A 24413-nucleotide genomic window follows, 5' to 3' on the forward strand; every position below is an offset into this window, starting at 1 on the left:
ATATATATGTGAATAAAGAGGGTGACGATGACTTACTAAAAATAATGAAAAAAAATATAATCATTAGAAAACTGCTAAATGAGGATAAACAACGTGCCGATCTTAGCCCTTATCATCAAAAAATCATCGAAGATACTGATTTGGGGCATTGGAGTTTATGGCAAGATGAGCTCGATACCAGTGAAATGGAGGCAGTACCATTACCAAAAAAGCTAGTCGCGCGTGATCCTAAAAGCAGCATTAATGAAGGGGTCGTAGCGATTGATTTTGGTACCAAAAGCACGGTTGTGGCGTATCAAAAAGATAACGTTAACATTCATCCGATGCGGATTGGTACCGGGGATCTCAGCAAAGATATTGCAGCGCATCACTATGAAAACCCAACCATTATGGAGTTTGTTAATCTCAACGCATTTTTAACCGCTTACCATCAAAAAGAGAACAAGCCCGATACGCGTTGGTGTGATCTGACGATTTCTCACACTGCACAAAATTCGTTACAAGGCAGTGAATCCAGCAAGTTCAATACATTTCTTGATGCGTTAAAGCAATGGGCTGGGGATAAAAACCGAAACTTAAAGGTTGTCGGTCAGCATGGCAAGATCATCGATCTTCCGCCTTTCCTATCTCTTGAGGATGGAGATTTTAATCCCATTGAAATTTATGCCTATTACTTAGGGTTATATATCAATAACCTGAATAACGGTATTTTTATGGACTACATTTTGTCTTTCCCTGTCACCTATGAAGTGGCCATTCGCGACAAAATTATCCATAGCTTTAGAAATGGACTTAAAAAATCGCTGCCGGCCGAGCTGGGTAAAGAGACGATTAATACCATATCGGTGAAGAAAGGTGCCAGCGAGCCAGCGGCTTATGCACTGACGGCATTACAAGCTTACCATATCGAGCCAGAAGGCGATGAACGTGTTTTTTATAGCGTGTTCGATTTTGGTGGCGGTACAACAGATTTTGACTTTGGCATTTATCGTGAACCAACAGATAAGAAGGACCGACGTCGCTTTGATTATGTAATTGAGCACTTTGGCGCCGGCGGTGATAAGTTTTTAGGCGGCGAGAATTTACTCGAGCTTCTTGCCTTTGAAGTGTTTAAGAAAAACAAAAATAGCTTGTTAGAGCAGGGTATTCAATTTGAGAAACACCCTGAGCGAGATGCGTTTGCGGGGAGTGAGCAGTTATTAAGTCGTTCGCAAGAGGCACGCACAAATACCAAACAGCTGTGCATTGCCTTGCGGCCTTACTGGGAAGAGCATGACGACTTTTCGTTTGATGCATCAGGTGAATTGCAAGTGACACTCACAGATGTCAATGGTGTACAGCACTCTGCTTTTGGATTGCAAATCGATGAACAAGAATTAAACGCCATTTTATCAAGCCGTATCGAGCGCGGTGTCGAAAACTTTTTCGATGCACTGCGGCTAGCATTTAGTAACCGTCAACATATGCTATCGGATATTTCTAATGTGAAGATATTCTTGGCCGGTAATGCGAGTCAATCGAGCTTCGTAAGGGCACTTTTTGATAAACATATTGCGTTGCAACATCAAGAAATGGGGCTAGCTGAAGGTGAAAGCCGGTTTGAGCTTTTTCAGCCACTGGGCGTTGATAGCCAGGATCTTGAGAAGCCAACCGGTAAAACCGGGGTGGCTTTTGGGTTGATCGAATCGCGCGAAGGTGGCCGAATTAAAGTGATTGATCACAATGTGAATGATGATGATATTCGCTTTAAATATTACCTTGGCGAGAATAGAAAGAAAAAATTTAAGCCTATTATCGAACGCGACGTTAGCTTTAATCAATGGATTGACTTTACTTTCGCGGATTACCAAACTTTTGAGATTTTTTATACAGATCAACCCAGTACCAGTACCGGCCAAGTGGCGATTTCTGATACGAGTATCAAAAAGAAAGTGATAAAGCTAGACACGACGGACGATGACGCCTTGGTGTTCATTCGTGTTGTCTCGCCCACTGCCATTGAGTACGTCATTGCGAACGAGGACGATATTCACAATGACATATACCTCAATGAAATCAACCGTATCGAACTTTAAGGAGAACGACGATGATTGCTTTATTACCAACGCTGATCCCATCAATCGTGAGTGCAATAGCAAAAGTCGCGGCAACGGTCGGGCCTATGGTTGCTAAATACGGACCTATGGTGATTAAAACCGTGGGAGAAAATTTACCGAAAGTAATGAGTACTGTCGAGGCAATCAATGTCGCCACTGGGGTATTTAACCCCAGTGATAGTGTCAGTAACCTGGGTGAAAAAGCACTGGCCGCAGATAAAAAGCCTGAAGATTTCGATAAAATCAATGATTATATTGACTATCTTAAACATGATGTTCAGGTTGAAGAACATGAATTGAATACATCGTCAGTTGATACTGCCGTTCGCGATGTTGTTGGAACAACGATTGCCATTAAAGCCATTGCAGAAAATATAGACATGCAGATGTCAAAAATATCACTGCCATTGTTGAATACTATAAGTAGACTAGATGTAGAACCAAAATTGACACTGGCAATCATGACGGCTTATGCGCAAACTGAATTAGAACCTGCTCATCTTGAGAAATACTTGGCCGATAAATTAAGTCTACAAGAAGCGCATCAACACAGTGATGTATTAGTAAGAGCACACCAGATCGCCAATCCCGACATGGACACAACACAAGCGGAAAACGCGGTTATGAATTTACGATAGGATCAACAATGACAAAATCACTGATTGAGCTGCTTGAAGAGCATGCAAGTATTGCACAAACAAATTTCGGGCTTGAAAAACCCATTCATATTCTTGAACATGAGTTTTCGCTCTATCACATCAAAGAAGTGACATTTGATGAAGACTCACCACGAAAAGAAGCGTTCGAGAATGTACTGAATGCATTAACGGTTCAAGGTATTGTTTTTACCTATCTATTGCTGGGTACCAAAGACAGTGTTTATTTTTATTTTGGTATTGCTAAAAACAAGCAGTATCAAGACAATATTGTCTTAGATGTAGATGATATTGGTGAAAAAATACTCAAACCCTCCATCGAAGGTAATTTTAGAGGCAGTGTTGTAGAAAAACTGGATAAAAATCAACGCTCCGAAGTTAAAGAAGCATTGGAAGGTTTTCCTCATATGTATCGACTGCAAGGGGTGCCTAGTGTGCATGAGGATAACGAGGAGTTTCAAGGTGTAGACCGACTCGTTGATATCATGTCTGGGGACGAGTTCTGCTTTGCAGTATTAGCCGATCCCTTGTCATTATTAGAAATTAAAACAATTGAGTCAGAGCTTTATACCATTTATAACAAGCTGCTACCCCTAGCGAAAAAAACCGTTCAAGATGGAAAAAATGAGGCAAGGACAACTGGTGAAACGGAGGGAAGTTCGGAGACAACATCAACGGGAAAAAATGACGGAATTACTATTACTCAAAATACAGGAAAGACTTACTCTATAACAGAAGGCACATCAACAACGGGGGGAGAAAAGCAGTCCTCCAATAGCTATACCACAAACGATCATGATAAATACAAAAGCGGTTCAGAAGCTAAAAATAAAGGCACGACGACTTCTACATCTGTAGCTAAAAACATAGGCAGTAATACATCAGAACAAAAAGGCACTTCATCGAGTGAGTCCCGAGAGTTTACCGATAAAGCGATCCAAGAATGGCTTGATTACATTGATGATGTGCTATTGCATCGCGTGCAAGTTGGAAAAAACAAAGGGCTTTATCTATCGAATATATATATGCTAGCCAAAAACAAGGCCAGTGCGATTAAATTAGGGAACACGGCTCGGTCGATATTTTCTGGCGAAGAGACAAATAAGTCACCGCTGACAGTGACACGTGTGACAAACAAAAAAGAGGTTTATGCTTTTAGAAACTTACAACTGCCGATATTAAAGAAAAATAATAACAGAGAAAACCCCGAAGCTTATAGGCAGTTAAATCTATTACATGCTAAAAACCCATTGAACAATTATGATTGTAATTGGCTTTCCACCAATGAGTTAAGTGTGGTGGCAGGTCTACCACAAAAGGAAGTCGTTGGGTTAACCCTAAAAGAAGAAGTTGAATTTGGGTTGAATATAGCGAAAGCGATTGAGGAACCTAACCAGCTTTATCTTGGTAATTTGGTTAAAAGTGGCTTAATTCAAGGTGTTGATGTTCATTTAGATAAAAATGAGTTAGATAAACATATCTTTATCGCGGGGGTAACAGGTAGCGGAAAAACCACCACCTGTCAGCGATTACTGGACTCTGCGGATATGCCTTTTTTGGTGATTGAACCGGCAAAAACTGAATACAGGGTGCTTGCTAAGAACAATGACGATATTCTTATTTTCACCTTAGGGAATAATAATATCGCACCATTTAAACTCAATCCATTTGAGTTCTTCCCACATGAGAATATCACCTCTCGTGTTGATATGATAAAAGCCAGTATTGAATCCTCATTCGATATGGAAGCAGCGATCCCTCAATTAATTGAAGCGGCAATTTATCAGTGCTATGAAGATAAAGGTTGGGATATTGCTAACTCGAAGAACCGATTTTATGATGATCCTTTTTCTGATGGCGTCTATGCGTTTCCTACTTTAAGTGACTTGGTGTTGAAGACCGAAGAAGTGGTCGCTAGCCAAGGTTTTGATGACCGACTGAAGCAAGATTATATTGGGTCTATTAAAGCCAGATTACAAGGTTTATTAGTAGGTGCGAAAGGCATCATGCTTGATACCCCACGCTCGATTAACTTTAATGATCTGGTAAAAAGAAATGTCATTCTTGAGTTGGAAGAAATACGCAATCCGAGTGAAAAATCATTGATTATGGGTTTCGTTTTATCGAATCTAAATGAAGCGATTAGAGCGAATCATCGAGCCTATCAAAAACAAGGGAAAAAATTTCGCCATATCACCTTAATTGAAGAAGCGCACCGTTTGTTGTCTAAGTTTGAGGTTGGTGATAGTCAAAATAAAAAACAGGGTGTTGAAACCTTTGCGGATATGTTAGCTGAAGTGAGAAAGTACGGTGAATCTTTGATTATTGTCGATCAGATTCCTAATAAACTCACTCCCGAAGTACTTAAAAATACCAACACAAAAATTATCCATAAGCTATTTGCTAAAGACGATAAAGAGGCCGTAGGGAACACTATGGCGCTTACGGATGAACAAAAAGATTTCTTATCTAATTTAGAGCCGGGGCGGGTGTTACTATCGAGCTCTGGGATGAGTAAACCACTGCAAGTACAAATAAAAGAGTATATTAGTACTACTAATGAAGAAGAGATTGATGAAGATGAAATTAGAAAGTTAGCACTTAACTTTTATATCAATAACTATCGTTCAGGCTTCATTCCTGGCCTAGAATTTCTCAATGTACCACCCAACGAGGACGATATTATTGATTTTTTACATGGTAAGGTGGCAATGGCGTGGTACCAGGCCGTAGGTCAAGACAAGAAAAAGGATGATTTAGTATATTATATCGACCGTTTTGGATGGGAGTTTATGTGTCATTTTATTAATGAAAACTGTTACAATACGGGTGATAACGCGGATGAACAGGAAAGACAATCATTGCTAAATGATTTTTTACACAGTTTATATATAGATCGTGATGTGCGCATTACATTGCGACATCATGATACTTTTAGAAAAGATCTAAAAGTTAAAGTTTAGGAGGCGTTATGGGTTTTTTCAGTAGCTTGGGTTCAGCGTTATCTAGCATAGCGTCTAGCGCATGCAACGTAATCAGTAGTGTGGCGAGTAAAATTACAGATGCGGTAAGTACGACCGCTACGAAGATCGCTGAAATGGGAGTGGAACTGGCAGCAAAAGTCGGTGATACGATCAAGGCGATTGGTATTAGTCTAGGTATTATTAACCCTAACTCCGATATGGTAGAGCTTGGCGAAAAAGCCATGATGGCTGATATGAAGCCAGATGACTTTGATACCATTAATGAATACATTAACTATCTTCAAGATGACGTGACCATTGATCGGGAAAAGTTTGATAATTTGGACGAGAAAGATCTATTGGCTCGCTCGTCGATTGGTGCATCGATTACATTAAAAGGTATTAATGAAAAGCTAGATACTGTTGTTACGCCTGATTTTCTGGCGGTAGTTGCGCAACAGGGTGTCGAATCAAAAGAAATTATCGAAACCATAAAAGTATATAAAGAAAAGCAGTTAGAAACGGGTGACTATGGTCTTTACATCAAGGATGAGTTAAGTGTTAGTGAAAGTGGAAAACACGCGGATGCATTGGTCGCAGCCTACCAGAGGGTCGCTCCCGATCTATCGGTGGAGCAAATAGAAGACAAAGTGATGAGGTTAAAGTCTTAAATGACAGATTATATCGTTTCTGTAAAAGGTGACCAAGCGCAAGCCTATCGACTAATTTGGGGCCAGAGAGAAATTATTCGGTTTGAGGGAGAAGAGTATCTTTCGAAGGCTGATTTTTGGCACACCTTTAAGAAAAAAATTGAGTATGTCGAGGGAGAAAAAATCGCGATTGTCATGATTAGGGATGATCCAGAATTCAGTATCGACCCTGATGTGACCATCGCTGATCGCTTTAATAATGAATTAGAAGATGTTCTACTAGCTATCGATGAATTTTGCTTACGGAACCGTGAAGCTTTGTGCTTCCCAAGCTCTATTGACAAATTGGCGCATCGACGTGTGATTCAGGAACGTCCCTATAATGAAGCGCCGATAGTTGATGATAATCTGTCTGATTCCGATAGCTCTTCCTCCGATGAAACCAGTATTCAGGCATTTTATCTTAAAAAAACGCGCAGCTATAAAAGGCAACAATAATGGCTATTTCCGAAAATGATTTATTATCTGCACTGGAAGATAAAACGGTACAAAAAAAAATTATTGCTATTGTTGAGAGCTCTAAGCAGATAAGTGCTAAGCAGTTGAGCGAAAGAGAAAACACCGTTAGAGTTGAAGAGTATGCTCTTATCAAGGAGAGGAATGAAGAGCTAGAGCTGGCACTGACTGAACAAAAAGAGAAGGTTGAAGTGTCAAAAAAGGAGCTTTCCGATCTGGTTAAAGCTTATGAAGATCTAGCGCAAAAAAAGAAAAACACAGAGGAGGATCTTAATGCTTATAAAGAAGATAACAAAAAACTGGTCGAGGCGTTGAGTGACAAGAAAGATGAGCTGAAAAGCAGGCAAGAACAACTAAGTGAGGTAAATGCCGCGTTAGATAAGTATAAGCATACCTTTGAAAGCGATATATTGCTCAGCCAACTGTATCACGAGTTAAGCGAAAAAACTCAGGGGTCGTTACGAGGTATTTTCAAGGATACCAGCACTCAGGGGTTAGTGGCTTGTGGTATCCAAGAAAAGAATATTGCTAATCTTTGGGATTATATAAAAAACGAAGTGGTTAACGGTGATAATGCCGATATAGATAGGGTTATTAAGATGTTTGATGCTCTATTCGAACGCTTTATTTTGGCTTATCCGATGTTCTCGTTTCAGGAAGTAACTAAAGGTATAGAATTCGATACTCAACAGCACATCAAACACAATACGAGTAAGAATACCAGCGGTCCTATTCAACACGTATTGCTCAGAGGTTATGTAAACACCAACACCAATAAAGTAATCAAGCCATCAGTCGTTTTTTTGTGAACTGTAAGGCTAAATATAACCAATTCTGATGAGAAATTGTCTAATGAAAATAGTTATTCATGAGAGTTTTTAATATTAAAAGTCGGGAAAGATATGCCAATAAAACCACCTGGAAAATCAAATATAGCGTGTAAAGAATGTGGTTATATTCTATCCAATAGACAAGCATTTTTAATCAAGATGCGTGTAAAGAAGTTTGTATGTCCTAAATGTCGATCTGACAAGATTACGCTCATTATGTACTAACTAAAAAGACGTTTCATTAAGCGTATTTATGGTCCTTTTTCGAGGCTGTGCAAATGCACTTTGTATCTAACCCCGTGTTTAACGCTGATGCAAGGTACATATCTTAGCGTATATACCTTGCTAAACTGGAGCAACGTATTGCAACCAGTCAGTGTCCATACTCTCACACCAACGGATACACAGGATCGCCCCAGGTGGCGGTGTTGCCGTCCATCATCAATTCAATGGTTAACGGCACGATTTTTTGCATCATGCATACGCAGTCTTTTAGCTGGGCGCGGTTGGCTTGGCTGCCGTGGGTGGCGCCGCCGTGGAGTAATTGATTACGTAACGTATACAAGCGGCTAAAAACAGCGGCTAATACTGTTGCGGTATCACTGTTTGCCAAGGCTTTGTGCGCGCGGGCTTTTGCGCTTTTGCGCGCAGCTTGCCAGCTGTCTTCAGTGATATGGCCGGCTTGATATTCCCAATAGGCTTGCAGGATATAATCATTATCGAGAATCACCCGGATCGGGCCTGAGAACTCTTGCCATACTAAATGGGTTAAACGTGCTTCTTTATCGAGGTGAATCAGTTTTTCTAGAAAGCCTTGATAGAGGTTTTTCTCGGTAAACTGACGTTTTTGCGCAAACTCTTGCGCATAAGCGGCGTTAAATGCAATCCATAAGAAAATAAACTGGCTGTCTGTATCATCCGTTTGCTCGGCTTGTTTTAGCCAGCTGAGAGCTCGGTGTACACGAATAGACAAATTTTCAGGATAATGCTCGCGCTCTTGGCGCTGCCTCGTTTTAAGTGTTTCATAGTTGGGCATAATGCCTCCCTTTGGTGGGGACCCCAAGGCCAGCTAGGCTGGCCATGGAGATGCTGTGAGCTTACAAATACCGCCCTTGAATATACTCGCGGAAGTGGGCGGGGTTGAGGGTTTCGCCGGTGGCGTCTTTAAGTAAGTTGTCGGTTGAAGTGGTGCTGGCGCGTTGCCAGATATGTTGGGACAACCAGTCAAAAATGGGTGAGAGGTTGCCGCTGGCGATTATACCGTCGACATCCAGTTGCTGGCGCATCGCTTGCATTAATTGCGCGGCATAGAGGGCACCCAAGGTGTAGGTGGGGAAGTAACCAAAGCTGCCATCGGTCCAGTGAATGTCTTGCATACAGCCGTTTTTGTCATTGCCGGCGGTACTCAGGCCAAGGTATTGCTGCATCGCGGTGTCCCAGCGCTCAGGAATATGGTCCACCTCCATTTTGCCGCTGATCAGATCGCGTTCAATGTCATAGCGCAGCATGATATGGGCAGGATAGGTGACCTCGTCGGCATCGACACGGATAAAGCCAGGTGATACCTCAGTGAGCACGCGGTGGAGGTTTTCGACCTGAAACGCGGGATCATCCTGGCGGTTAAAGGCCTGTTTGGCTTGTTGACAGATTAAAGTCGCGAAGGGGGCGCTGCGGGCGAGCTGCATTTCAAAAAACAGGCTTTGGCTTTCATGTACGCCCATCGAGCGCGCTTGTCCCACCGGCAAGCCTGCTAAGTCTTGAGGTAATCCTTGTTCATAGCGCGCATGGCCGGTTTCGTGGATCACGCCCATTAATGCCGAGGTGAAATCTTGCTCATCATAGCGGGTGGTGATGCGCACATCGGTGGGTACACCACCACAAAATGGATGCGTGCTGATATCGAGTCGACCATACTCAAAGCTAAACCCAAGCTGCTTCATCACGTGTTCACCCAAGGCTTTTTGTTGCGCTTGTGGGAAAGGGCCTTTAGGCGTGATCACCGGCTCTTGTGCTTGCTTGTCGACCACGGTTTGGATGGTCTCTGGTAGCCATTGTTTGAGGGCACCAAACACTTCATCAATACGCTCGGCGGTCATCCCGGGTTCGTACAAATCAAGGAGCGCATCATAAGGGGCACACAGCTTCTGGTCAGCGCGGATATGGGCTTCTTCACGCGCCAGGGCGACCACTTCTTTTAAATTTTTGGCAAACCCGTCCCAGTCATTATCTTGGCGTTGCTGACGCCAAGCATGCTCGCATTTAGCGCCCGCTAAAGACTTGGCTTTGACTAAGGTGTCGGGAAGTACGCTGGCTTGCTGCCATTGGCGCTTCATTTCTGCCACGCTTGCTTTTTGCGTGGCGCTTAGGTGGCGGGATTTTTCATCCACGTCCGCGAACCAGTCACCCAGCTCTGGCTGGGTCATTTGTTGATGACAGTAGAGGGCGAGTTCTGCCATGGCGTCGGCACGGGCGTGATTGCCGCCATCTGGCATCATGGTGGCTTGATCCCAACCGCAGATTGCGGCAAGGTGCTGAAAATGCGATAGACGTTTGAAGTGAGCTTCCAGCTTATCTAGTTGTTCCATAATCACTTTCCTTGTTTACAACGTTGCCGGATATTCTGGCAATTTCAGAGAGAAAAGCAAGGCAGCGCCTCTGGTTCTGCCAGTAAATGCAATAAAGGAGTTTGCAACGTCATGTATCTATTTGGATACGGGAGTTTGATGAATCCAGCCTCACGGGCGCTGACAGGCGATTCAGGGTGGGCGTGTCCGGTGACTGTCAGTGGACTAAGCCGCCACTGGAGCAATGTGAGTGAGGCGCTTATCTCACCGCTGGTAGTGCTTGAAGGGGAGGGTGAATGTAACGGGGTACTGGTCAATATCGATCCCGAGTCACTGCCCGACTTTGATCGGCGTGAGGCAGGCTATCAGCGTTTACAGTTAGCTGAATCCAACATCGCGCTGCCCGAAGACGTGACGCTTGATGGCCCCGTGTACGTGTATGTTGCCGATACGCGGCGTCCCCCAGATGCAGACAAGCCGATTGCCCAATCCTATGTCGATACGGTCATGGCAGGCTGTTTACGCTACTCAGCGGATTTTGCCCGCGCGTTTTTAACCACCACTCAGGGATGGGAAGGCGCTTATCATAACGATCGCGCCGAGCCAAGGTATCCACGGGTGGCAGGAGTGAGCGATCAAGATAGAGTAGACATCGATCGTTTGATGCAGGCGCACTTGACCGCTTTTACAGCGCGCGGTTAATCAGTCATTGATTGTTCATGACAAGAAAAGGCCACCGACAATGCGGTGGCCTTTTGCGTGTTTACATGATGCGATCGTCGATGTGATTAATTCACGTCCACATAAACGAACTCTGGCGAAGTGACTTCCACGCGGCGGTTTTTCGCGCGACCATCGGCAGTATCGTTACTGGCCGTCGGGGCGGATTCGCCTTTGCCCATCACGGTTAAGCGCTCAGCCGCAATGCCCGCGTCTAAGAAGACATCCGCAACGACTTGTGCACGCTCTTCAGAGAGTGTTTGGTTATAAGCGGCTGGCCCTTGGCTGTCGGTATGACCCACGATCGTTGCCGTCGCTTCGTCATACTTCAGCAAGCGGTCGACCAAGGGTTGCAAGGAGGCGATCGCTTGCTCAGAGAGACTGGCTTTATCAAAACCAAACATTTCAGTTTCGCCGGCCTCAGAGAGCACAATCGATTGCGGTTCGGCAACCGGCTCTGGTTCTTGAACGGGCTCAGGCTCTGCCATAACTGGCTCTTCAACCATCGGCTCTGGCATTGGCTGGTTGTCAGTGCGTCCGAAGTGATACGTCATGCCGACAGTCACGAAGTTATTATCGACGCTTGAGAAGTAGCCATCATCCATATCGTTGATGTGCTGATATTCCAGGCGAACGTTGAGTTTTTCCGTCGCTTGGTGATCGACACCGAGTGCTCCCATCAGTGACACATCGTCACGATCGCCGGCGTTGCTATTAAAGTCCCACATGGCGGCACCAAGCTTACCGTAAAGGGCCGTATCAGGTTTGAAGTGATAAGAAAACTTGGGCGCAAGTGTCAACGCAGTCAGATCGCCCGAGGCGCCAACAGTGGTACCTGATTGGTCAAATGCGGTATCAAAGCGGCCTAAATAATCATAGGTTCCCTCGAGCGCAAACCAATTGTTGAAATCATAGCCGGTAATAATACCCGCGCCGAGCTCTGAATCTCCGCAATCGGTGTCAGTCACACAGCTATCTTCTAAAAACGAAGGGCCAACGCGGCCACCCATGTATAGACCGCTGTCTTGCTGTGCATAAGCTGCTGGTGCGACGGCGAGTAAGAGGCCGAGACCTGTCACGACTTTTTTCATGCCACTCTCCTATTCAAGGATATGAAGTATCTTATTTTACGCATTGTGAATGCTTGTTATTCAGTCACCTTAGACCATGCGGTTGCAACTGCCAGCGAGTGGGGCAGGCTCAACATGGATAACGTGACGTGGATCCTAGGCTAGGCCTGAGAGGCGTGTAACACAATAGGCGAGAAGCGATTTGACCATGATTTGACGTGTTTAACACAGGTGTCTTATTGATGGGAAAGTGCTGACAGAGGCCGGACATAAGCCGGCCTGTGATTCATCAAGGTTATGACTTTCGGGTCCCCGTCAGGCGCTTTTGTGGGCCTTGCCCATTCACAGGGCGGCTGACTGAGATTTCGCGGCCCTTTTTCATCCCCCGCTCGTAATCATCTGTCATCGCCGCCATGGCTTCTTTCAATTGTTGCTTAAAGGTCTCGCGGTCAATATTGGCGAACTCTTTATCAATATAGTTTTTGATTTTGTCGTCGCTATCACGTGCGTCAAGCTGTGGGAGCTTATCGAGCGCGCCCTCAAGCCAGCCCGTGGTAAATGACTGTACGCGTCGCGTTACCTCTTGCGTACTGGTGCCGGTGCCTGCAAAGCTATTGCGAAACTGGCCGATATGCTCATTCATATCACGATAGACCACATCGAAAGCAAAAGCGGCAAAGATAGCGCGGTCTGCATCACCGATAAACTCAGCCTGTTTTAACCCCTTGTGATTGACGAGCACACACTCCACCCCAAACCTGCTATTAATACCGCGAATAATTTTTAAGATCGATTGGCTAATCGAAGCGGGTAACAGTTTTTCTGAGCGCGTTTTACCCATACTGATGAAGTCAATGTCGTCCTGATCGAGACCATGCTTACGCATCAGCCGCTCGGCCATTTTGATCGCCTGCGCTGCCTCATTCACATTGGCGGAATTGCTAAGCTCCAGGCATTTAGCAATTTTTTTGAGCGCTTTGCTTTTCGGATCTGACATGCATACTTCCCGGAAACGAACAAACGCGCATTGTATCGCGTCCGCGAGAGACAACAAAGGGTTGAAAGTATTGACGGTTGTGCTCGGTCTTATAGAAGGGATGAGTAACAAGGCGTGAATACGAATGAAAAAAGCGGGTGGTGTCATTGGCGCGTTAGTAGTGGTCGTGATTGCGGTGATCAATGCCGAGGTGGGCCGTCGTGCGATTAACCAATGGGTAGATCCGGCCAGTTACATTGGCCTTTGGTTGTTATCTGCCGCCGTTATGGCGTTGGCAGGGCAGCGACTTTACCCGCTAAAGGACGTGGCCGAGCGTTGGCAAGGAGAAGCATGCTTCTCACGTCAAATGCCGCCTTTTTCGACATGGCGTCTTGCAGGCTTGCTTTTCCTTGCGGTGACCAGTGCGGTATTCGCCTGCCGATTACTGGATATCGCCACCTTGGGCTTGGTGATGGTGGCGAGTGTGCAAGGTGTATTGGGGCTGGCATCTCGCTCCCCCCATCAACACCGACTATGGATGGGTTTAATGTTGATTTTCGCGGGGTTGGGGTACTTACTTGCCCCGGGCATGTATGCACCCAGCCCGTTAGGCATGATTCTTGGGCTGATGAGTGGTGGTGCATGGGCGAGTTTTTGGCTGCAAGTGACCCAACGTGCTCACCAAGCCGACGTCATCGTGGCGACCAGTTTACGGATGAGTTTATTGTTCGTGCTGCCCTTACTCATTTTTACTTTACCCAATGGGTTTCTCTCACTGCGCGGTGTTGGGTTCGCTGTCTTTGCTGGCGCATTGTTTGTGTTGGCTGCTGGCGTATTCTGGCACATGATAGCTTCAACTCAGAGGCTATTGGTACAACCAATCATCTGGGTGACCGTTTTGCTCGCCTTGATGGGTCTGGTCGCTTGGGATCAAAACAGCGTGATGAATATGCGCCTCACGAGCGCGGCTGCAGTTGTGGTGATTGGGTTGATTGTCATTGGTGGTGCCGGGCGCGCAGAGCATCCCGACTAATTTCTCAGAGCTGTTTATCTATACAGTAATTGGTGGGGTTTGTTACACTGAGAAGATGACTCACACAACGTAACCCTGATAACGCCTGTGTCCTCATTCTCTTCGTCCTACATGCAGCAAGGCTTTGTGATCACACGTCAACAGCGTGATCGCGGCCAAACCACGTCGATTATACTTTGGCTATCGACGCCAGATGGCCCGGTCAAGCTGTGCGTTGATGATCAGCAAAGCGTGTTTTTTGTACCGCAAGAAGAAAAAGCGCGCGTGGATGCTTTACTCCCATCGGTTGATCCTCACGCTTACTGTAAAGCAGTGTCATTATCCACCTTTCAACACACGCCCGTGGCGGCTTGTTATTTCAGTAGTGTGAAACGCGCGCAAGAGGGACAAAGGGTGATAAGCGGGGCGGCTATTCCTTTATATGAAGGCGATATTCGGCTCGCCGACCGCTATTTAATGGAGCGGTACATATGTGGCAGCTTGCTATTCACCGGCCAAGCTCGTCAACGCCAAGGTTACCTAGAGGTGACTCAAGGCAAAGCCAAACAGGCAGACTACACTCCGACGTTGCACCATGTTTCTCTCGATATTGAATGCTCACAAAAAGGCCAGCTTTATTCGGTGGGACTCGCGAGTGAAAAGGATAGCCGAGTGATCATGGTGGGTGCGCCTGAAGACAATGCCCCTGACTGGATAGAGTGGGTCGATAACGAGGAAGCGTTACTGGGCGCGCTAGAAAGATGGTTTGCCTATTACGATCCCGATGTGGTGGTGGGTTGGAATGTGATTGATTTTGACTTTCGCTTGCTTGTGAAGCGCGCCCAGGCCTATCAGCGCGATCTGCGCCTTGGTCGCGGTGGAGAGCGGGCTTATTGGCGGGATGGGGGAAGCAATAAACCTGGCTTTATCAGTTTGTCGGGACGGGTGGTGATTGATGGTATCGACGCACTAAAAACCGCGACTTATGGATTTCGCTCATGGGCACTGGAGGCGGTTGCACAAACGTTATTGGGAGAGGGAAAAGCGATTGATAATCCCCATGACCGGATGGCCTCTATCAATCGCATGTTTCACCACGATAAGGTGGCACTGGCGACCTACAACTTGCAAGACTGTGTATTAGTCAACCGGATATTTGCTCACACCCATTTACTGGATTTTCTTATTGAGCGATCGCGGTTAACAGGAGTAGAGCTTGACCGTGTCGGGGGATCGGTAGCGGCCTTTACCAATTTGTTCTTGCCACGTTTGCATCGTTCGGGGTATGTGGCGCCGAATCTTGCCAGTGAGGGGTGGATCGCAAGCCCTGGTGGTTACGTGATGGACTCCAAGCCGGGGCTGTACCACTCGGTATTGGTTTTGGATTTCAAATCCCTGTACCCCTCTATTATTCGTACCTTTCTTATCGATCCGCTGGGGCTTATCGAGGGATTAAAAGCACAAGAAACGGGTGAAGAGGCAAAGACGGTACCTGGCTTCCGTGGCGGCGTCTTTCACCGAGAAAAGCATTACCTTCCTGCCTTGATTGATGATTTATGGCAAGCTCGCGATCGGGCCAAAAAAGCCGGCGAAAAAGCCTTTTCACAAGCGATAAAAATTATCATGAATTCCTTCTATGGGGTGCTGGGCTCACAAGGGTGTCGGTTTTTTGATCATCGTTTGGCATCGTCGATCACCATGCGTGGCCACGAAATCATGAAAACCACCCGTGAATTGATTGAGGGGCAAGGCTTTGAGGTCATTTATGGCGATACGGACTCGACGTTTGTCTCTTTAGGGGGCGAGAGGTCGAGCGAGCAAGCTGATCAGATCGGGCAGCACTTGGTGAGTGAGGTGAATGGTTGGTGGCAAGCACACCTTAGTGACACATACGGTTTGGACTCGGCGTTAGACATTGAATACGAAACCCATTACCAACGCTTTCTCATGCCCACCATTCGCGGTCAGGAAACGGGCAGTAAAAAGCGCTACGCCGGCCGCGTAATAGACAGACAGTCTGGCGAATCGAGGTTGGTATTTAAAGGGTTAGAAACCGTTCGTACCGATTGGACGCCATTGGCACAAACCTTCCAAAAACAGTTATACCAACGTGTGTTTGATGGCGACGAGGTAGACGGGTTTATTCGTGAGATTGTCGAGCGTACCAACCAAGGTGAGCATGACGATGCATTGGTCTATCGCAAACGGCTTCGCCGACCCTTGGCGGAGTATCAAAAAAATGTGCCACCGCACGTGCGCGCGGCGCGGATGGCAGAGAGCGAAAACCAGAAACGGGGGCGGCCTGCGCAGTATCAGCGTGGTGGTTGGATAGAATACGTGATCACGGTCAATGGCCCCGAACCTTGTGATTACCTGCGTAGTCCAATTGACTATCAGCACTATATCGATAAACAGCTTAAGCCGATTGCTGACGGTATTTTGCCTTTTATTGGCAAGGAGTTTGATACCTTAGCCTTGCCGCAACTGGGCTTGTTTTAATCTAAATTTGCAATTTTGCTGTCCACCCGCTTGAATAAAAGAATCAGCAGGGAGGATGACGTGGAACAGCTCGATTTTTTCGAGGTGCCGAGTCCGTGCAAAGGCATCTGTCAGGTGAACAATAAAGGGTACTGTAAAGGGTGCTTTCGCAGTCGCGACGAGCGCTTTTATTGGTATGACTTCACCAACGAGCAAAAACGTAATGTTGTCCGCCTTTGCCATCAGCGCTATCTGCGCATCTTACGTGCGAAAAGAAAACAAGCGCAAGACGCCGCTTTGGGTGCTGAGCCCCTGCCTTACCAACCTTCCTTGTTTGATGAGCCAAACGACGATCTCTCATCTGAGTGATTGGCTTTCCTTTTCCTTGATTGAACGTTATTGATCATGGCGCCTTTTGTGGTGGTGTTCGTGAAGAAGATGACAAGGTAGGGGGAAGAGAGAGGATTCTCGAGCGATCAAAAAAGGCGCCACAAAGGCGCCTTCTCTCATCTCATCATGATCGCAAATGCGATTAGATGCGGATGAAGTCCATGTGCTCAACTTTTGGCTTGAACGCGTGGCGCTGGATGTCTTGTGGCTTAACTTTTACTTCTTGGCCATCGATAACCAGGATGATGCCTTCGTAGAACTCAGGCTTGTCCATTTGGTTAACAACCACTGGGTGGTCAAGTGCGATTGATACAGGCTCTTGGTTGCCACCGTAAACGATCGCAGGGAATTTCTTCTGATGACGTAGGCGGCGGCTCGCACCTTTACCCTTTTCTGTACGTACTTCAGCTTCGAACTTAAACATAATTAATAACTCTCTTTAGAGTGAAAACACAGTACTGAGCGTAGCGACCTAACTCAGTACCCAAAAACGAGCGCGGATATTAGCACCGCTTGGCCGCTAAAACAAGCCTTATCGGTGGGGGCATCAGTGCCCAAGCCGCCCACACTGTGCCTTTTCTCGTGGAATCGTTTATGGATTGCCCCTCAGTGCGTTCAACTCGCGTCGGATTCGGCGAAAGCTTGCCCTCGGCTTTGCGCTAACAGGGCCGTTAGCCTGTCTTGGCTAATAAAGTTCTCCACATCAAAGATTTTCTGGCGCAGGTGCCAAAACCGGCCTTGTTTACGCGCAATCACGAAGTCAGGCGGACGAAATCGATGCTGTGACGCGGTCACTTTTGTCGGGGCGGTGACGTCGAATGGGCGGTGGCGATCGACCAGGTGGGGTCGGACAAATCGTGCCAGAAAGTCTTGTTTTTGTTTTTTGCTGGCGAGCGGCCACACTTCGTGTAAGTCGTTGCCCTCATGGGTGTGATAGGTCACTTTGAGCTGTGGTTTTTGATAGCGGTTTTTTCCGGCGGTCAGTGTCATGTCGTTACACGCCACGACCAGCGCATCTTTCAATTTGAGTGCCTCTCGCAATTTCTTATCGGGGTCAATCAAAGGGGCATCGCATTGGTGACAGCGACGCGCGGCAATGTCGTTATCGGCGCCGCACTCATCGCAAAACTTGGCGCGAAAGCGGTAACCACAGATCTCGCGTTTGCCATCTTCATCCTCAAAATAGCCTTGGCACTGGCGGCCATAGTGTTCAATCAAGAAACCATTGTCCTCAAGTTTGCCCCAAAAGCTGTTATTAAACCCGCATGCCGGGCAGGGGATCGTCACCAGCTCACTGTCACTATCAGGTTTGGGCATGCCTATTTCTGGTTGGTACAAGTCGTAGACATTACCGGCGTAGTCGAGAATCAAACAATCTTGCTTTCCTGGCGCGAGGCGAAGGCCACGCCCGGCTATTTGCTGATAGAGACTGACCGACTCCGTGGGGCGTAAAATCGCTATCAAGTCTACATGAGGCGCATCAAAACCGGTGGTCAGGACTGACACGTTGACTAGATATTTCAGTGCTTTTTGCTTGAACGCAGTGATCAAGCGATCGCGCTCTGTGCTGGGCGTGTCACCCACGATCAGCGCGGATGCTTGCGCTGGTAAATAAGACAAGACTTCTCGCGCATGATTCACCGTGGCGGCAAAGATCATCACCCCTTGCCTTTCCCGTGCATAGTCAACAATTTGTTCGACAATTTGCGGGGTTGCACGAGGGGCGTTGGCCACCACTTTTTCTAGATCGGCTTCGCGGTAATAGCCGTTTGCAGTGCGAGAAACCTGAGAAAAGTCATAGCTCAGTAATGGCGCATCCAAGACATGGGCAGGGGTAAGAAAGCCCTCATCAAGCAAGTGACTTATCGGCAGTTCGAACACGCAATCGCGAAAAAAGCGTGTCTCTGTGGTGCGCACCTTGCCACTGGTGTGGTACTGATATATCCACCCTTGTCCAAGCCGGTAAGGGGTGGCTGTGAGCCCCAACACTTTGAGGCCAGGGTTGACCGTTTGCAGATGCGCAATCACGCGGCGATAACTGCTGTCTTGGTTATCAGGCACACGATGGCACTCGTCAATGACCAGTAAGGAAAACTGATCGGCAAAGGCATCCAGATTTCGCACCACCGATTGAACGGAGGCGAAAACCACTTTGTCGTGAGACTCTTTACGGCCCAGCCCCGCGGAAAAGATCCCTCCGTTTAATCCATAGCCTTCATATTTGGCATGATTTTGTTCGACGAGCTCTTTAACGTGGGCGAGCACCAGTACTCGGCCTTTGGCGATACGTGCAAGCTCTGCGATCACCAAGCTTTTTCCCGCACCGGTCGGCAACACGGCGACAGCAGGAGACGCATGGCGACGAAAATAATGCAGCACGGCCTTCACCGCGTCAGATTGATAGGGACGTAGGGTATACATAATGAAAAAACGGCCTAAGTGAGGCCGTTTAGTTTACTGACTTGTGACGTCAGGTACAGAATTAAAGTCGTTTCGTCATAATGCAGTGCTGGCGGCGAGGCTGGTAATCGAACTGCTCATAGAAAAGCCGAGCGCCTTTGTTACCAATATTGACCTCAAGGATGACGGCAACGCATTCTTTTTCTTTGGCTCGCGCTTCCACGTGTGGGATCACTTGCGACCCCACGCCTTGCCGTCGCCAGCTGTGTTGGATAAAGAATTGATCTATCACACCGACGCTCCCCCCGTTTTCCACGCTGAAGCTATAGGCGACGACTAAAAAGCCAATGGTTTCGGTTTCTCCCTCATGCTCAACATCAATCAGAAAAACGTCACCACGCTCTGGCTGTGAGAGCAAGGTGCTGAAGGTGGCCGCGACGGGAGTACGATCAAAAGGCAGCGCTTCGTGGTCGTGCTGTTCGTGTGACAGCGTCAATAAGGTTTCAAAGGCATCGGCGTCGGGGCGGCGAAGAGAGACAATCATGGTGTTTCCTTCTATATCACTGATTGGTCAAGACGACCGTATCATACTCGCCAAGCTGGCACGCTCAATCACCAACAATATTTTGATTGGCAGGTTGTGACAGACTCGGCGTCTCAGCAAAAAGCGTTGGGTTTTACTTGCATTGTCATCTGTCCATCACGTGGACAATGACACCCAGTTTATCCCATCACGGCCTGTTTTTCCGTCAGATCTCGTAAAACTTGATCTGTGTCTGAGCCGCAATGTGACGTATAATCCGCGGCAAACAAAGGTGCAATAAGCGGTAATATGCGATTAGATAAATTTTTATGTGAAACCCTAGGGGTGACACGCAAGCAAGCAGGGCGTGTGCTTAAAAGCGAACTGGTGACGGTTGATGGTGAGGTGATCAAGTCGGGAGCCGTCAAAGTGAACGAGCATGAAGAGGTGGCGTTTGAGGGACGACCGCTGACGTTATCAGGCCCGCGCTATTTTATGATGCACAAGCCTGCTGGCGTGGTGTGCTCGCATGAGGATGCGTTTAATCCGACGGTGTTTGTATTACTGGATGAAGTCAATGCGGAGAAGCTGCACATTGCGGGTCGCTTGGATGCGGATACAACCGGGCTGCTGCTATTGACTGATGACGGTCAGTGGTCACATCGTATTACCTCACCCAAGCATCAGTGCTCTAAAACCTATCGTGTGTGGCTGGTTGATCCGATTAGTCCTGAGACTGCTCCTGCGTTTAAAGAAGGGGTGATGCTACGGGGCGAGAAGCAACCCACGCTACCGGCAACCCTAGAGAAAGTGGGTGATTACGAGGCTCTGCTCACCATTCAAGAGGGCAAGTATCATCAAGTAAAACGTATGTTTGCGGCGGTGGGCAATAAAGTCGACGCGCTGCATCGAGAATCTATCGGTAACTTGGTATTAGACGAACACCTAGAGCCGGGTGAATATCGTCCATTAACAGACGAAGAGATCGCGTTACTGGGTTAACGCAGGTGACTGGCTCGCTTCGTCATTGCAGGTTCTCGGTAAGCAACGGTAAGCACAGCATGGGCTGTGCTTTTTTTGCCTTCAGCCTAAGGGGGAGTGTGACGATGGTGTGATAAAAAGAAAGACATTCTTTCCCACGGCGACACAATAAATTGTTACAATTTGACCAATCTCACGTTATTTCCTTTTTTCCTGTCTTTTACGTTAAGGAGAGTTATGTCGCAATCATCGGCTGTCACGTCGTCCCCGACGCAATTAAGCTGGCTTTTGATCTTGGTGCTTGGCGCGATTGCGGCGCTGACGCCGTTGGCGATTGATATGTACCTCCCTGCCATGCCAGCGATTGCCGCGGACTTAAATGCACCCAGCAGTGCGGTGAAATCAACCTTGGTCGCGTACACGGCCGGCTTTGCGATTGGACAGCTTTTTCATGGCCCAATATCTGACAGTTATGGCCGCAAACCGGTGATGCTGGCCGGTGTGGCACTGTTTTTCATTTGTGCCGTGGTCAGTGCGATGGCTCAAGATATAGACGTACTGACAGTTGTACGTGCAACGCAAGGGTTTGCCGGAGCCGCTGCCGCCGTCATTATCCAAGCCTTGGTCCGTGATATGTTTGAGCGCGAGGAATTTGCGCGCACCATGTCGTTCATCACCTTGGTCATGACGATTGCGCCTTTAGCTGCCCCGATGATTGGTGGTTATTTGCTGACCTGGTTTGACTGGCGCGCAATTTTTTGGGTGCTGGCCGGATGGGCGTGCTTTGTGACGCTTTGCATTATTGTCCGGATCCCTGAAACCTTACCTAAACACAATCGGCCGCCGATGCGGATTGGAGCGTCACTGCGTAACTATGCCCGTATGCTGAAAACACCGTTTGCCGTGGGCATGATCTTTTGTTCCGGGTTTTCCTTTGCTGGGATGTTCTCTTTTTTGACCGCAGGCTCATTTGTTTACATTGATTATTATGGCGTCAGCGCGAAGATGTTTGGCTACTTGTTTGCGTTAAACATTGTCTGTCTGATTGTGATGACCTTTATTAATGGCCGTTTGGTGCGCAAAATGGGCTCGCATTGGATGCTTCGCCTAGGGTTAGGCTTACAGCTGGTGGCTGGGATAGCCATTGCCGCGTTCCAATGGTTAGATATTGGGCTTTGGGGCACCGTGATTCCAGTGATGATTTACGTTGGCGTGATTTCAACTATCGGCAGCAACAGCATGGCGTGTTTGTTGGCTTGCTATCCGCAAATGGCGGGAACGGCTTCTTCATTGGCGGGGACGATGCGGTTTGGTATCGGCTCGCTGGTCGGTGCGGGTGTGGCGGTTGCCTCTGATGGTACGCCATGGGGCATGGTTGGCGCGATAGCCCTTTGTGCGATACTCTCTGCCGCTTTCTATTGGCTATTAGCAAGCAAAGAACCATGAGTTATGTCACCGAAATTCAAACTGTGATGGCCGCCGCCTATGACGATCTCTCGGCTGCGATCGCCGCCAAAAAAGTGGCTAATGCGCCCCACGCACGCGAAGCGTTTTTGGGTCGTTGGGTGGCACAAGCGGTGAAGCAGCAACGTTTTCATCACAGTGTCAAAGCGGACTTACAACGCTGGACCCAGCGCGCCCGCAGTGCCGGGACCCAAGCCGGATTAGACACCGAGTTTGGTCAAATTCAACAGGTGTATGCCGAGTGGTTTCCCGTCGGTGAACCCGTCAAGCCAGTGCACAAACAGCAATTGCAACAGTGGGTTGATTGTGCAACTGACGCGGGATGGTGCGTGCATACGCAAGATACGATTGATCGAAAAGTGAAAATTATATCAGGTGGGCAGCATTCAATGGCCGTGTGCCCAGACGCGATGCAATCGGCTTTTGATGATGATCAGCACTTGGCTTCAGCACTGAGCGTGTATGTCCGAGGGCCAGAAGCTGAGGTAATACAATGGGCGCATCAGGCATGGATAGCACCGACGAAGGTGACGGCTTATAAATCGATCGTCAAATACCATGCTGAGTACCGTATTTGGCCCAACAATCAAGCCGATGGCTTAATGGTGATGCCGCGCTAATCGGCATTGATTCGCAGATAAGAAAACGCTCTCGGGCGTTTTTTTCTGTTTTAAAGGCACGTAAACTACATCGGTCCCCTCTAAGCTGGAGTCTCTTGTGAGCGTACTTTCCCGTCCTTTCTTTGATCCTGTGTTTTTAAAGCGTTTGCTGTTAATTGCCGTACCGATTGCACTACAAACCATGATGTTTTCGAGCCGCAGTTTGGTCGATATCTTGATGGTGGGACAATTAAGTGAAGCGGATGTCGCTGCCATTGGTATTGCCGGTAAAGCGATGTTTGTCTCCTCCTTACTGATCCTTGGTGCCATGACCGGCGGCTCTATGTTGGTGGCGCAATATTGGGGCGCGGGGGATCGACAAGGTTTTCGTGAAAAAACAGCGCTAACGGTGACTTTAACCAATGCCACGGCGGCCTTAAGTGCGTTTGTCTTCTGGGCTTATGCGGATGTCATTGTGGGGTTTGCCAGTGACAATCCTACTGTTATTGCGTTGGGGAAAGATTACTTACAAATAGCTGGCTTATCACTGTTTTGTTTGGCCAGTGTCTCAGGGCTGGCTGCCGGGCTTCGTGCCATGCACAAGCCAGGCATTAGCACCTTTTTTAGCGGGGTCGGGATCAGTGTCAACGTGGTGCTCAACTGGGTTTTTATCTTCGGTAATCTGGGCGCGCCTGAGCTGGGTTCGAAAGGGGCAGCGGTTGCTACCGTCCTGAGTGGTATCGTCGAAGTTGCCGCTTTGTACGCTTATCTATATCGTCGCCAACATCTGGTTGCCTTCTCGTTATCTGATTGGAAAGCCTCGCTAACGCTTGTGGCAGTAAAGCGGTTTTTGTCGCTTTCGTTGCCAACGGCGTTTAACTTTTTAATGTGGTCTTCCGGTCTGTTCGTTTACCACGCGATTATCGGTCATGTTAACGAAGCCGGCCTAGCTGCTATTGCGGTTATCACTCCCGTCGAGTCACTCTCACTGTCGTTTTTGATTGGTACAGCCAATGCAGCGGCGGTGTTGGTCGGTAATAACCTGGGAGCCCAACAAACGGACACCGCTTATCACCAAGCCTGGCAGGTGGCGATATTTAATTTTATTGCCGGTGTGGCGATTGCCTGCGTGATGCTGATGATTCAGCCCTGGGTGTTGAGTTTCTTCCCTGCATTAACGGGCGAGACGGCACAGATCACGGCTTACTTTTACTGGGCGATGTGTGCGTTGATTGTGGTGAAAACCATCCCCATGGCAATGATCGTTGGGGTACTGCGTGCTGGGGGTGATGTGCGCTACTGCCTGGGACAAGATTTTGTTGCACAGTGGCTAATTGGTATTCCTGTGGTATTGACCGCTGCGGTGGTCTTTGAGTGGCCGGTTTATTGGGTTTATGCGCTTTTGGGAGTGGAAGAAGTGGTCAAATGGGTTGGGTCTTTGATTCGGGTGAAGTCAGGCGTTTGGCTCAATAATCTTGTTAATGACGGCTAAGGATCGGCGAAAAAGAAATTGGGAAGCTGCCCA

The 24413-nt window shown here is 47.6% G+C and carries 21 protein-coding genes; 14 read left to right on the plus strand and 7 right to left on the minus strand.

Features of this window, described 5'->3' with window-relative positions:
* The 6 genes from BZG13_RS12040 to BZG13_RS12065 form a co-directional block, all read left to right on the plus strand.
* A partial coding sequence (locus BZG13_RS12040) for a molecular chaperone DnaK (protein WP_241824805.1) occupies positions 1-2075 on the plus strand: 2075 nt, incomplete at its 5' end.
* A gap of 11 nt (positions 2076-2086) precedes the next feature.
* Complete coding sequence (locus BZG13_RS15520; RefSeq protein ID WP_241824806.1) at positions 2087-2734, plus strand: YqfQ family protein; 648 nt, start codon at positions 2087-2089, stop codon at positions 2732-2734.
* Positions 2735-2742: 8 nt separating this feature from the next.
* A complete protein-coding gene (locus BZG13_RS12050) occupies positions 2743-5715 on the plus strand; it encodes an ATP-binding protein (protein WP_077486792.1) in 2973 nt (990 codons plus the stop codon).
* 8 nt (positions 5716-5723) lie between these two features.
* The gene (locus BZG13_RS12055; protein WP_241824807.1) at positions 5724-6386 is read left to right on the plus strand and encodes a hypothetical protein; all 663 of its coding nucleotides are present in this window, start codon (positions 5724-5726) and stop codon (positions 6384-6386) included.
* Positions 6387-6863, plus strand: coding sequence for a hypothetical protein (locus BZG13_RS12060; RefSeq protein WP_077486793.1), 477 nt, complete (start codon positions 6387-6389; stop codon positions 6861-6863). It begins immediately after the preceding gene.
* On the plus strand, positions 6863-7690 hold the full coding sequence (locus BZG13_RS12065; protein ID WP_077486794.1) for a hypothetical protein: 828 nt from the start codon (positions 6863-6865) through the stop codon (positions 7688-7690). Before BZG13_RS12060 ends, BZG13_RS12065 begins: the two co-directional genes overlap by 1 nt.
* Positions 7691-8099: 409 nt before the next feature.
* On the opposite strand, the gene BZG13_RS12070 is transcribed toward BZG13_RS12065, so the two are convergent.
* Both BZG13_RS12070 and BZG13_RS12075 read right to left on the minus strand, forming a co-directional pair.
* Positions 8100-8747 carry a HEPN domain-containing protein gene (locus BZG13_RS12070; RefSeq protein ID WP_077486795.1) on the minus strand — a complete coding sequence of 216 codons (648 nt, stop codon included), beginning with the start codon at positions 8745-8747 and terminating at the stop codon, positions 8100-8102.
* A 61-nt stretch (positions 8748-8808) separates the two neighbouring features.
* Positions 8809-10296, minus strand: a complete 1488-nt coding sequence (locus BZG13_RS12075) for a carboxypeptidase M32 (RefSeq protein ID WP_077486796.1) — start codon at positions 10294-10296, stop codon at positions 8809-8811.
* Between the two features lie 111 nt (positions 10297-10407).
* On the opposite strand from BZG13_RS12075, the gene BZG13_RS12080 reads away from it, so the two are divergent.
* Positions 10408-10977, plus strand: coding sequence for a gamma-glutamylcyclotransferase family protein (locus BZG13_RS12080; RefSeq protein WP_077486797.1), 570 nt, complete (start codon positions 10408-10410; stop codon positions 10975-10977).
* Positions 10978-11063: 86 nt separating this feature from the next.
* Here the strand turns inward: BZG13_RS12080 and BZG13_RS12085 are convergent, their stop codons facing one another.
* Positions 11064-12086 carry an outer membrane beta-barrel protein gene (locus tag BZG13_RS12085; RefSeq protein WP_077486798.1) on the minus strand — a complete coding sequence of 341 codons (1023 nt, stop codon included), beginning with the start codon at positions 12084-12086 and terminating at the stop codon, positions 11064-11066.
* Positions 12087-12360: 274 nt separating this feature from the next.
* Positions 12361-13062: a DUF2786 domain-containing protein gene (locus BZG13_RS12090; protein WP_069362462.1), complete on the minus strand. Its 702-nt coding sequence runs from the start codon at positions 13060-13062 to the stop codon at positions 12361-12363.
* Positions 13063-13186: 124 nt separating this feature from the next.
* Here BZG13_RS12090 and BZG13_RS12095 point away from each other — a divergent pair, with 124 nt between their 5' ends.
* The 3 genes from BZG13_RS12095 (at position 13187) to BZG13_RS12105 (ending at position 16900) form a co-directional block, all read left to right on the plus strand.
* Positions 13187-14074, plus strand: coding sequence for a hypothetical protein (locus tag BZG13_RS12095; RefSeq protein ID WP_077486799.1), 888 nt, complete (start codon positions 13187-13189; stop codon positions 14072-14074).
* A gap of 111 nt (positions 14075-14185) precedes the next feature.
* Positions 14186-16552, plus strand: a complete 2367-nt coding sequence (locus BZG13_RS12100) for a DNA polymerase II (protein ID WP_077486800.1) — start codon at positions 14186-14188, stop codon at positions 16550-16552.
* Between the two features lie 60 nt (positions 16553-16612).
* Positions 16613-16900, plus strand: a complete 288-nt coding sequence (locus tag BZG13_RS12105) for a DUF1289 domain-containing protein (protein WP_077486801.1) — start codon at positions 16613-16615, stop codon at positions 16898-16900.
* Positions 16901-17063: 163 nt separating this feature from the next.
* On the opposite strand, the gene rplY is transcribed toward BZG13_RS12105, so the two are convergent.
* From rplY to BZG13_RS12120, 3 genes are all read right to left on the minus strand, one after another.
* A complete protein-coding gene (gene rplY / locus BZG13_RS12110; protein WP_046073181.1) occupies positions 17064-17345 on the minus strand; it encodes a 50S ribosomal protein L25 in 282 nt (93 codons plus the stop codon).
* 191 nt (positions 17346-17536) lie between these two features.
* Positions 17537-19342 (minus strand): DEAD/DEAH box helicase, encoded by a 1806-nt coding sequence (locus tag BZG13_RS12115; protein ID WP_077486802.1) that lies wholly within the window; start codon positions 19340-19342, stop codon positions 17537-17539.
* Between the two features lie 61 nt (positions 19343-19403).
* A complete protein-coding gene (locus BZG13_RS12120; protein WP_069362456.1) occupies positions 19404-19865 on the minus strand; it encodes a GNAT family N-acetyltransferase in 462 nt (153 codons plus the stop codon).
* A 288-nt stretch (positions 19866-20153) separates the two neighbouring features.
* Here BZG13_RS12120 and rsuA point away from each other — a divergent pair, with 288 nt between their 5' ends.
* The 4 genes from rsuA (at position 20154) to BZG13_RS12140 (ending at position 24380) form a co-directional block, all read left to right on the plus strand.
* On the plus strand, positions 20154-20846 hold the full coding sequence (gene rsuA, locus BZG13_RS12125; RefSeq protein WP_069362455.1) for a 16S rRNA pseudouridine(516) synthase RsuA: 693 nt from the start codon (positions 20154-20156) through the stop codon (positions 20844-20846).
* Between the two features lie 216 nt (positions 20847-21062).
* Entirely contained in the window at positions 21063-22271 is a 1209-nt protein-coding gene (locus tag BZG13_RS12130) for a Bcr/CflA family multidrug efflux MFS transporter (protein ID WP_069362454.1), read from the plus strand.
* A complete protein-coding gene (locus tag BZG13_RS12135; RefSeq protein ID WP_158074897.1) occupies positions 22268-22909 on the plus strand; it encodes a DUF2913 family protein in 642 nt (213 codons plus the stop codon). Before BZG13_RS12130 ends, BZG13_RS12135 begins: the two co-directional genes overlap by 4 nt.
* A 97-nt stretch (positions 22910-23006) precedes the next feature.
* Positions 23007-24380: an MATE family efflux transporter gene (locus BZG13_RS12140; protein ID WP_241824809.1), complete on the plus strand. Its 1374-nt coding sequence runs from the start codon at positions 23007-23009 to the stop codon at positions 24378-24380.
* Positions 24381-24413 lie beyond the last annotated feature (33 nt).

It is taken from the genome of Salinivibrio sp. ML323 (assembly GCF_001995745.1).
In the GTDB taxonomy this organism is placed as follows: Bacteria; Pseudomonadota; Gammaproteobacteria; order Enterobacterales; family Vibrionaceae; genus Salinivibrio; species Salinivibrio kushneri.

Excerpts from the sequence above, each read along its gene's own strand:
- BZG13_RS15520 (WP_241824806.1), top strand. The coding sequence starts at position 2,087 with ATGATTGCTTTATTACCAACGCTGATCCCATCAATCGTGAGTGCAATA.
- BZG13_RS12050 (WP_077486792.1), top strand. The coding sequence starts at position 2,743 with ATGACAAAATCACTGATTGAGCTGCTTGAAGAGCATGCAAGTATTGCA.
- BZG13_RS12055 (WP_241824807.1), top strand. The coding sequence starts at position 5,724 with ATGGGTTTTTTCAGTAGCTTGGGTTCAGCGTTATCTAGCATAGCGTCT.
- BZG13_RS12060 (WP_077486793.1), top strand. The coding sequence starts at position 6,387 with ATGACAGATTATATCGTTTCTGTAAAAGGTGACCAAGCGCAAGCCTAT.
- BZG13_RS12065 (WP_077486794.1), top strand. The coding sequence starts at position 6,863 with ATGGCTATTTCCGAAAATGATTTATTATCTGCACTGGAAGATAAAACG.
- BZG13_RS12070 (WP_077486795.1), bottom strand. The coding sequence starts at position 8,747 with ATGCCCAACTATGAAACACTTAAAACGAGGCAGCGCCAAGAGCGCGAG.
- BZG13_RS12075 (WP_077486796.1), bottom strand. The coding sequence starts at position 10,296 with ATGGAACAACTAGATAAGCTGGAAGCTCACTTCAAACGTCTATCGCAT.
- BZG13_RS12080 (WP_077486797.1), top strand. The coding sequence starts at position 10,408 with ATGTATCTATTTGGATACGGGAGTTTGATGAATCCAGCCTCACGGGCG.
- BZG13_RS12085 (WP_077486798.1), bottom strand. The coding sequence starts at position 12,086 with ATGAAAAAAGTCGTGACAGGTCTCGGCCTCTTACTCGCCGTCGCACCA.
- BZG13_RS12090 (WP_069362462.1), bottom strand. The coding sequence starts at position 13,062 with ATGTCAGATCCGAAAAGCAAAGCGCTCAAAAAAATTGCTAAATGCCTG.
- BZG13_RS12095 (WP_077486799.1), top strand. The coding sequence starts at position 13,187 with ATGAAAAAAGCGGGTGGTGTCATTGGCGCGTTAGTAGTGGTCGTGATT.
- BZG13_RS12100 (WP_077486800.1), top strand. The coding sequence starts at position 14,186 with ATGCAGCAAGGCTTTGTGATCACACGTCAACAGCGTGATCGCGGCCAA.
- rplY (WP_046073181.1), bottom strand. The coding sequence starts at position 17,345 with ATGTTTAAGTTCGAAGCTGAAGTACGTACAGAAAAGGGTAAAGGTGCG.
- BZG13_RS12115 (WP_077486802.1), bottom strand. The coding sequence starts at position 19,342 with ATGTATACCCTACGTCCCTATCAATCTGACGCGGTGAAGGCCGTGCTG.
- BZG13_RS12120 (WP_069362456.1), bottom strand. The coding sequence starts at position 19,865 with ATGATTGTCTCTCTTCGCCGCCCCGACGCCGATGCCTTTGAAACCTTA.
- rsuA (WP_069362455.1), top strand. The coding sequence starts at position 20,154 with ATGCGATTAGATAAATTTTTATGTGAAACCCTAGGGGTGACACGCAAG.
- BZG13_RS12130 (WP_069362454.1), top strand. The coding sequence starts at position 21,063 with ATGTCGCAATCATCGGCTGTCACGTCGTCCCCGACGCAATTAAGCTGG.
- BZG13_RS12135 (WP_158074897.1), top strand. The coding sequence starts at position 22,268 with ATGAGTTATGTCACCGAAATTCAAACTGTGATGGCCGCCGCCTATGAC.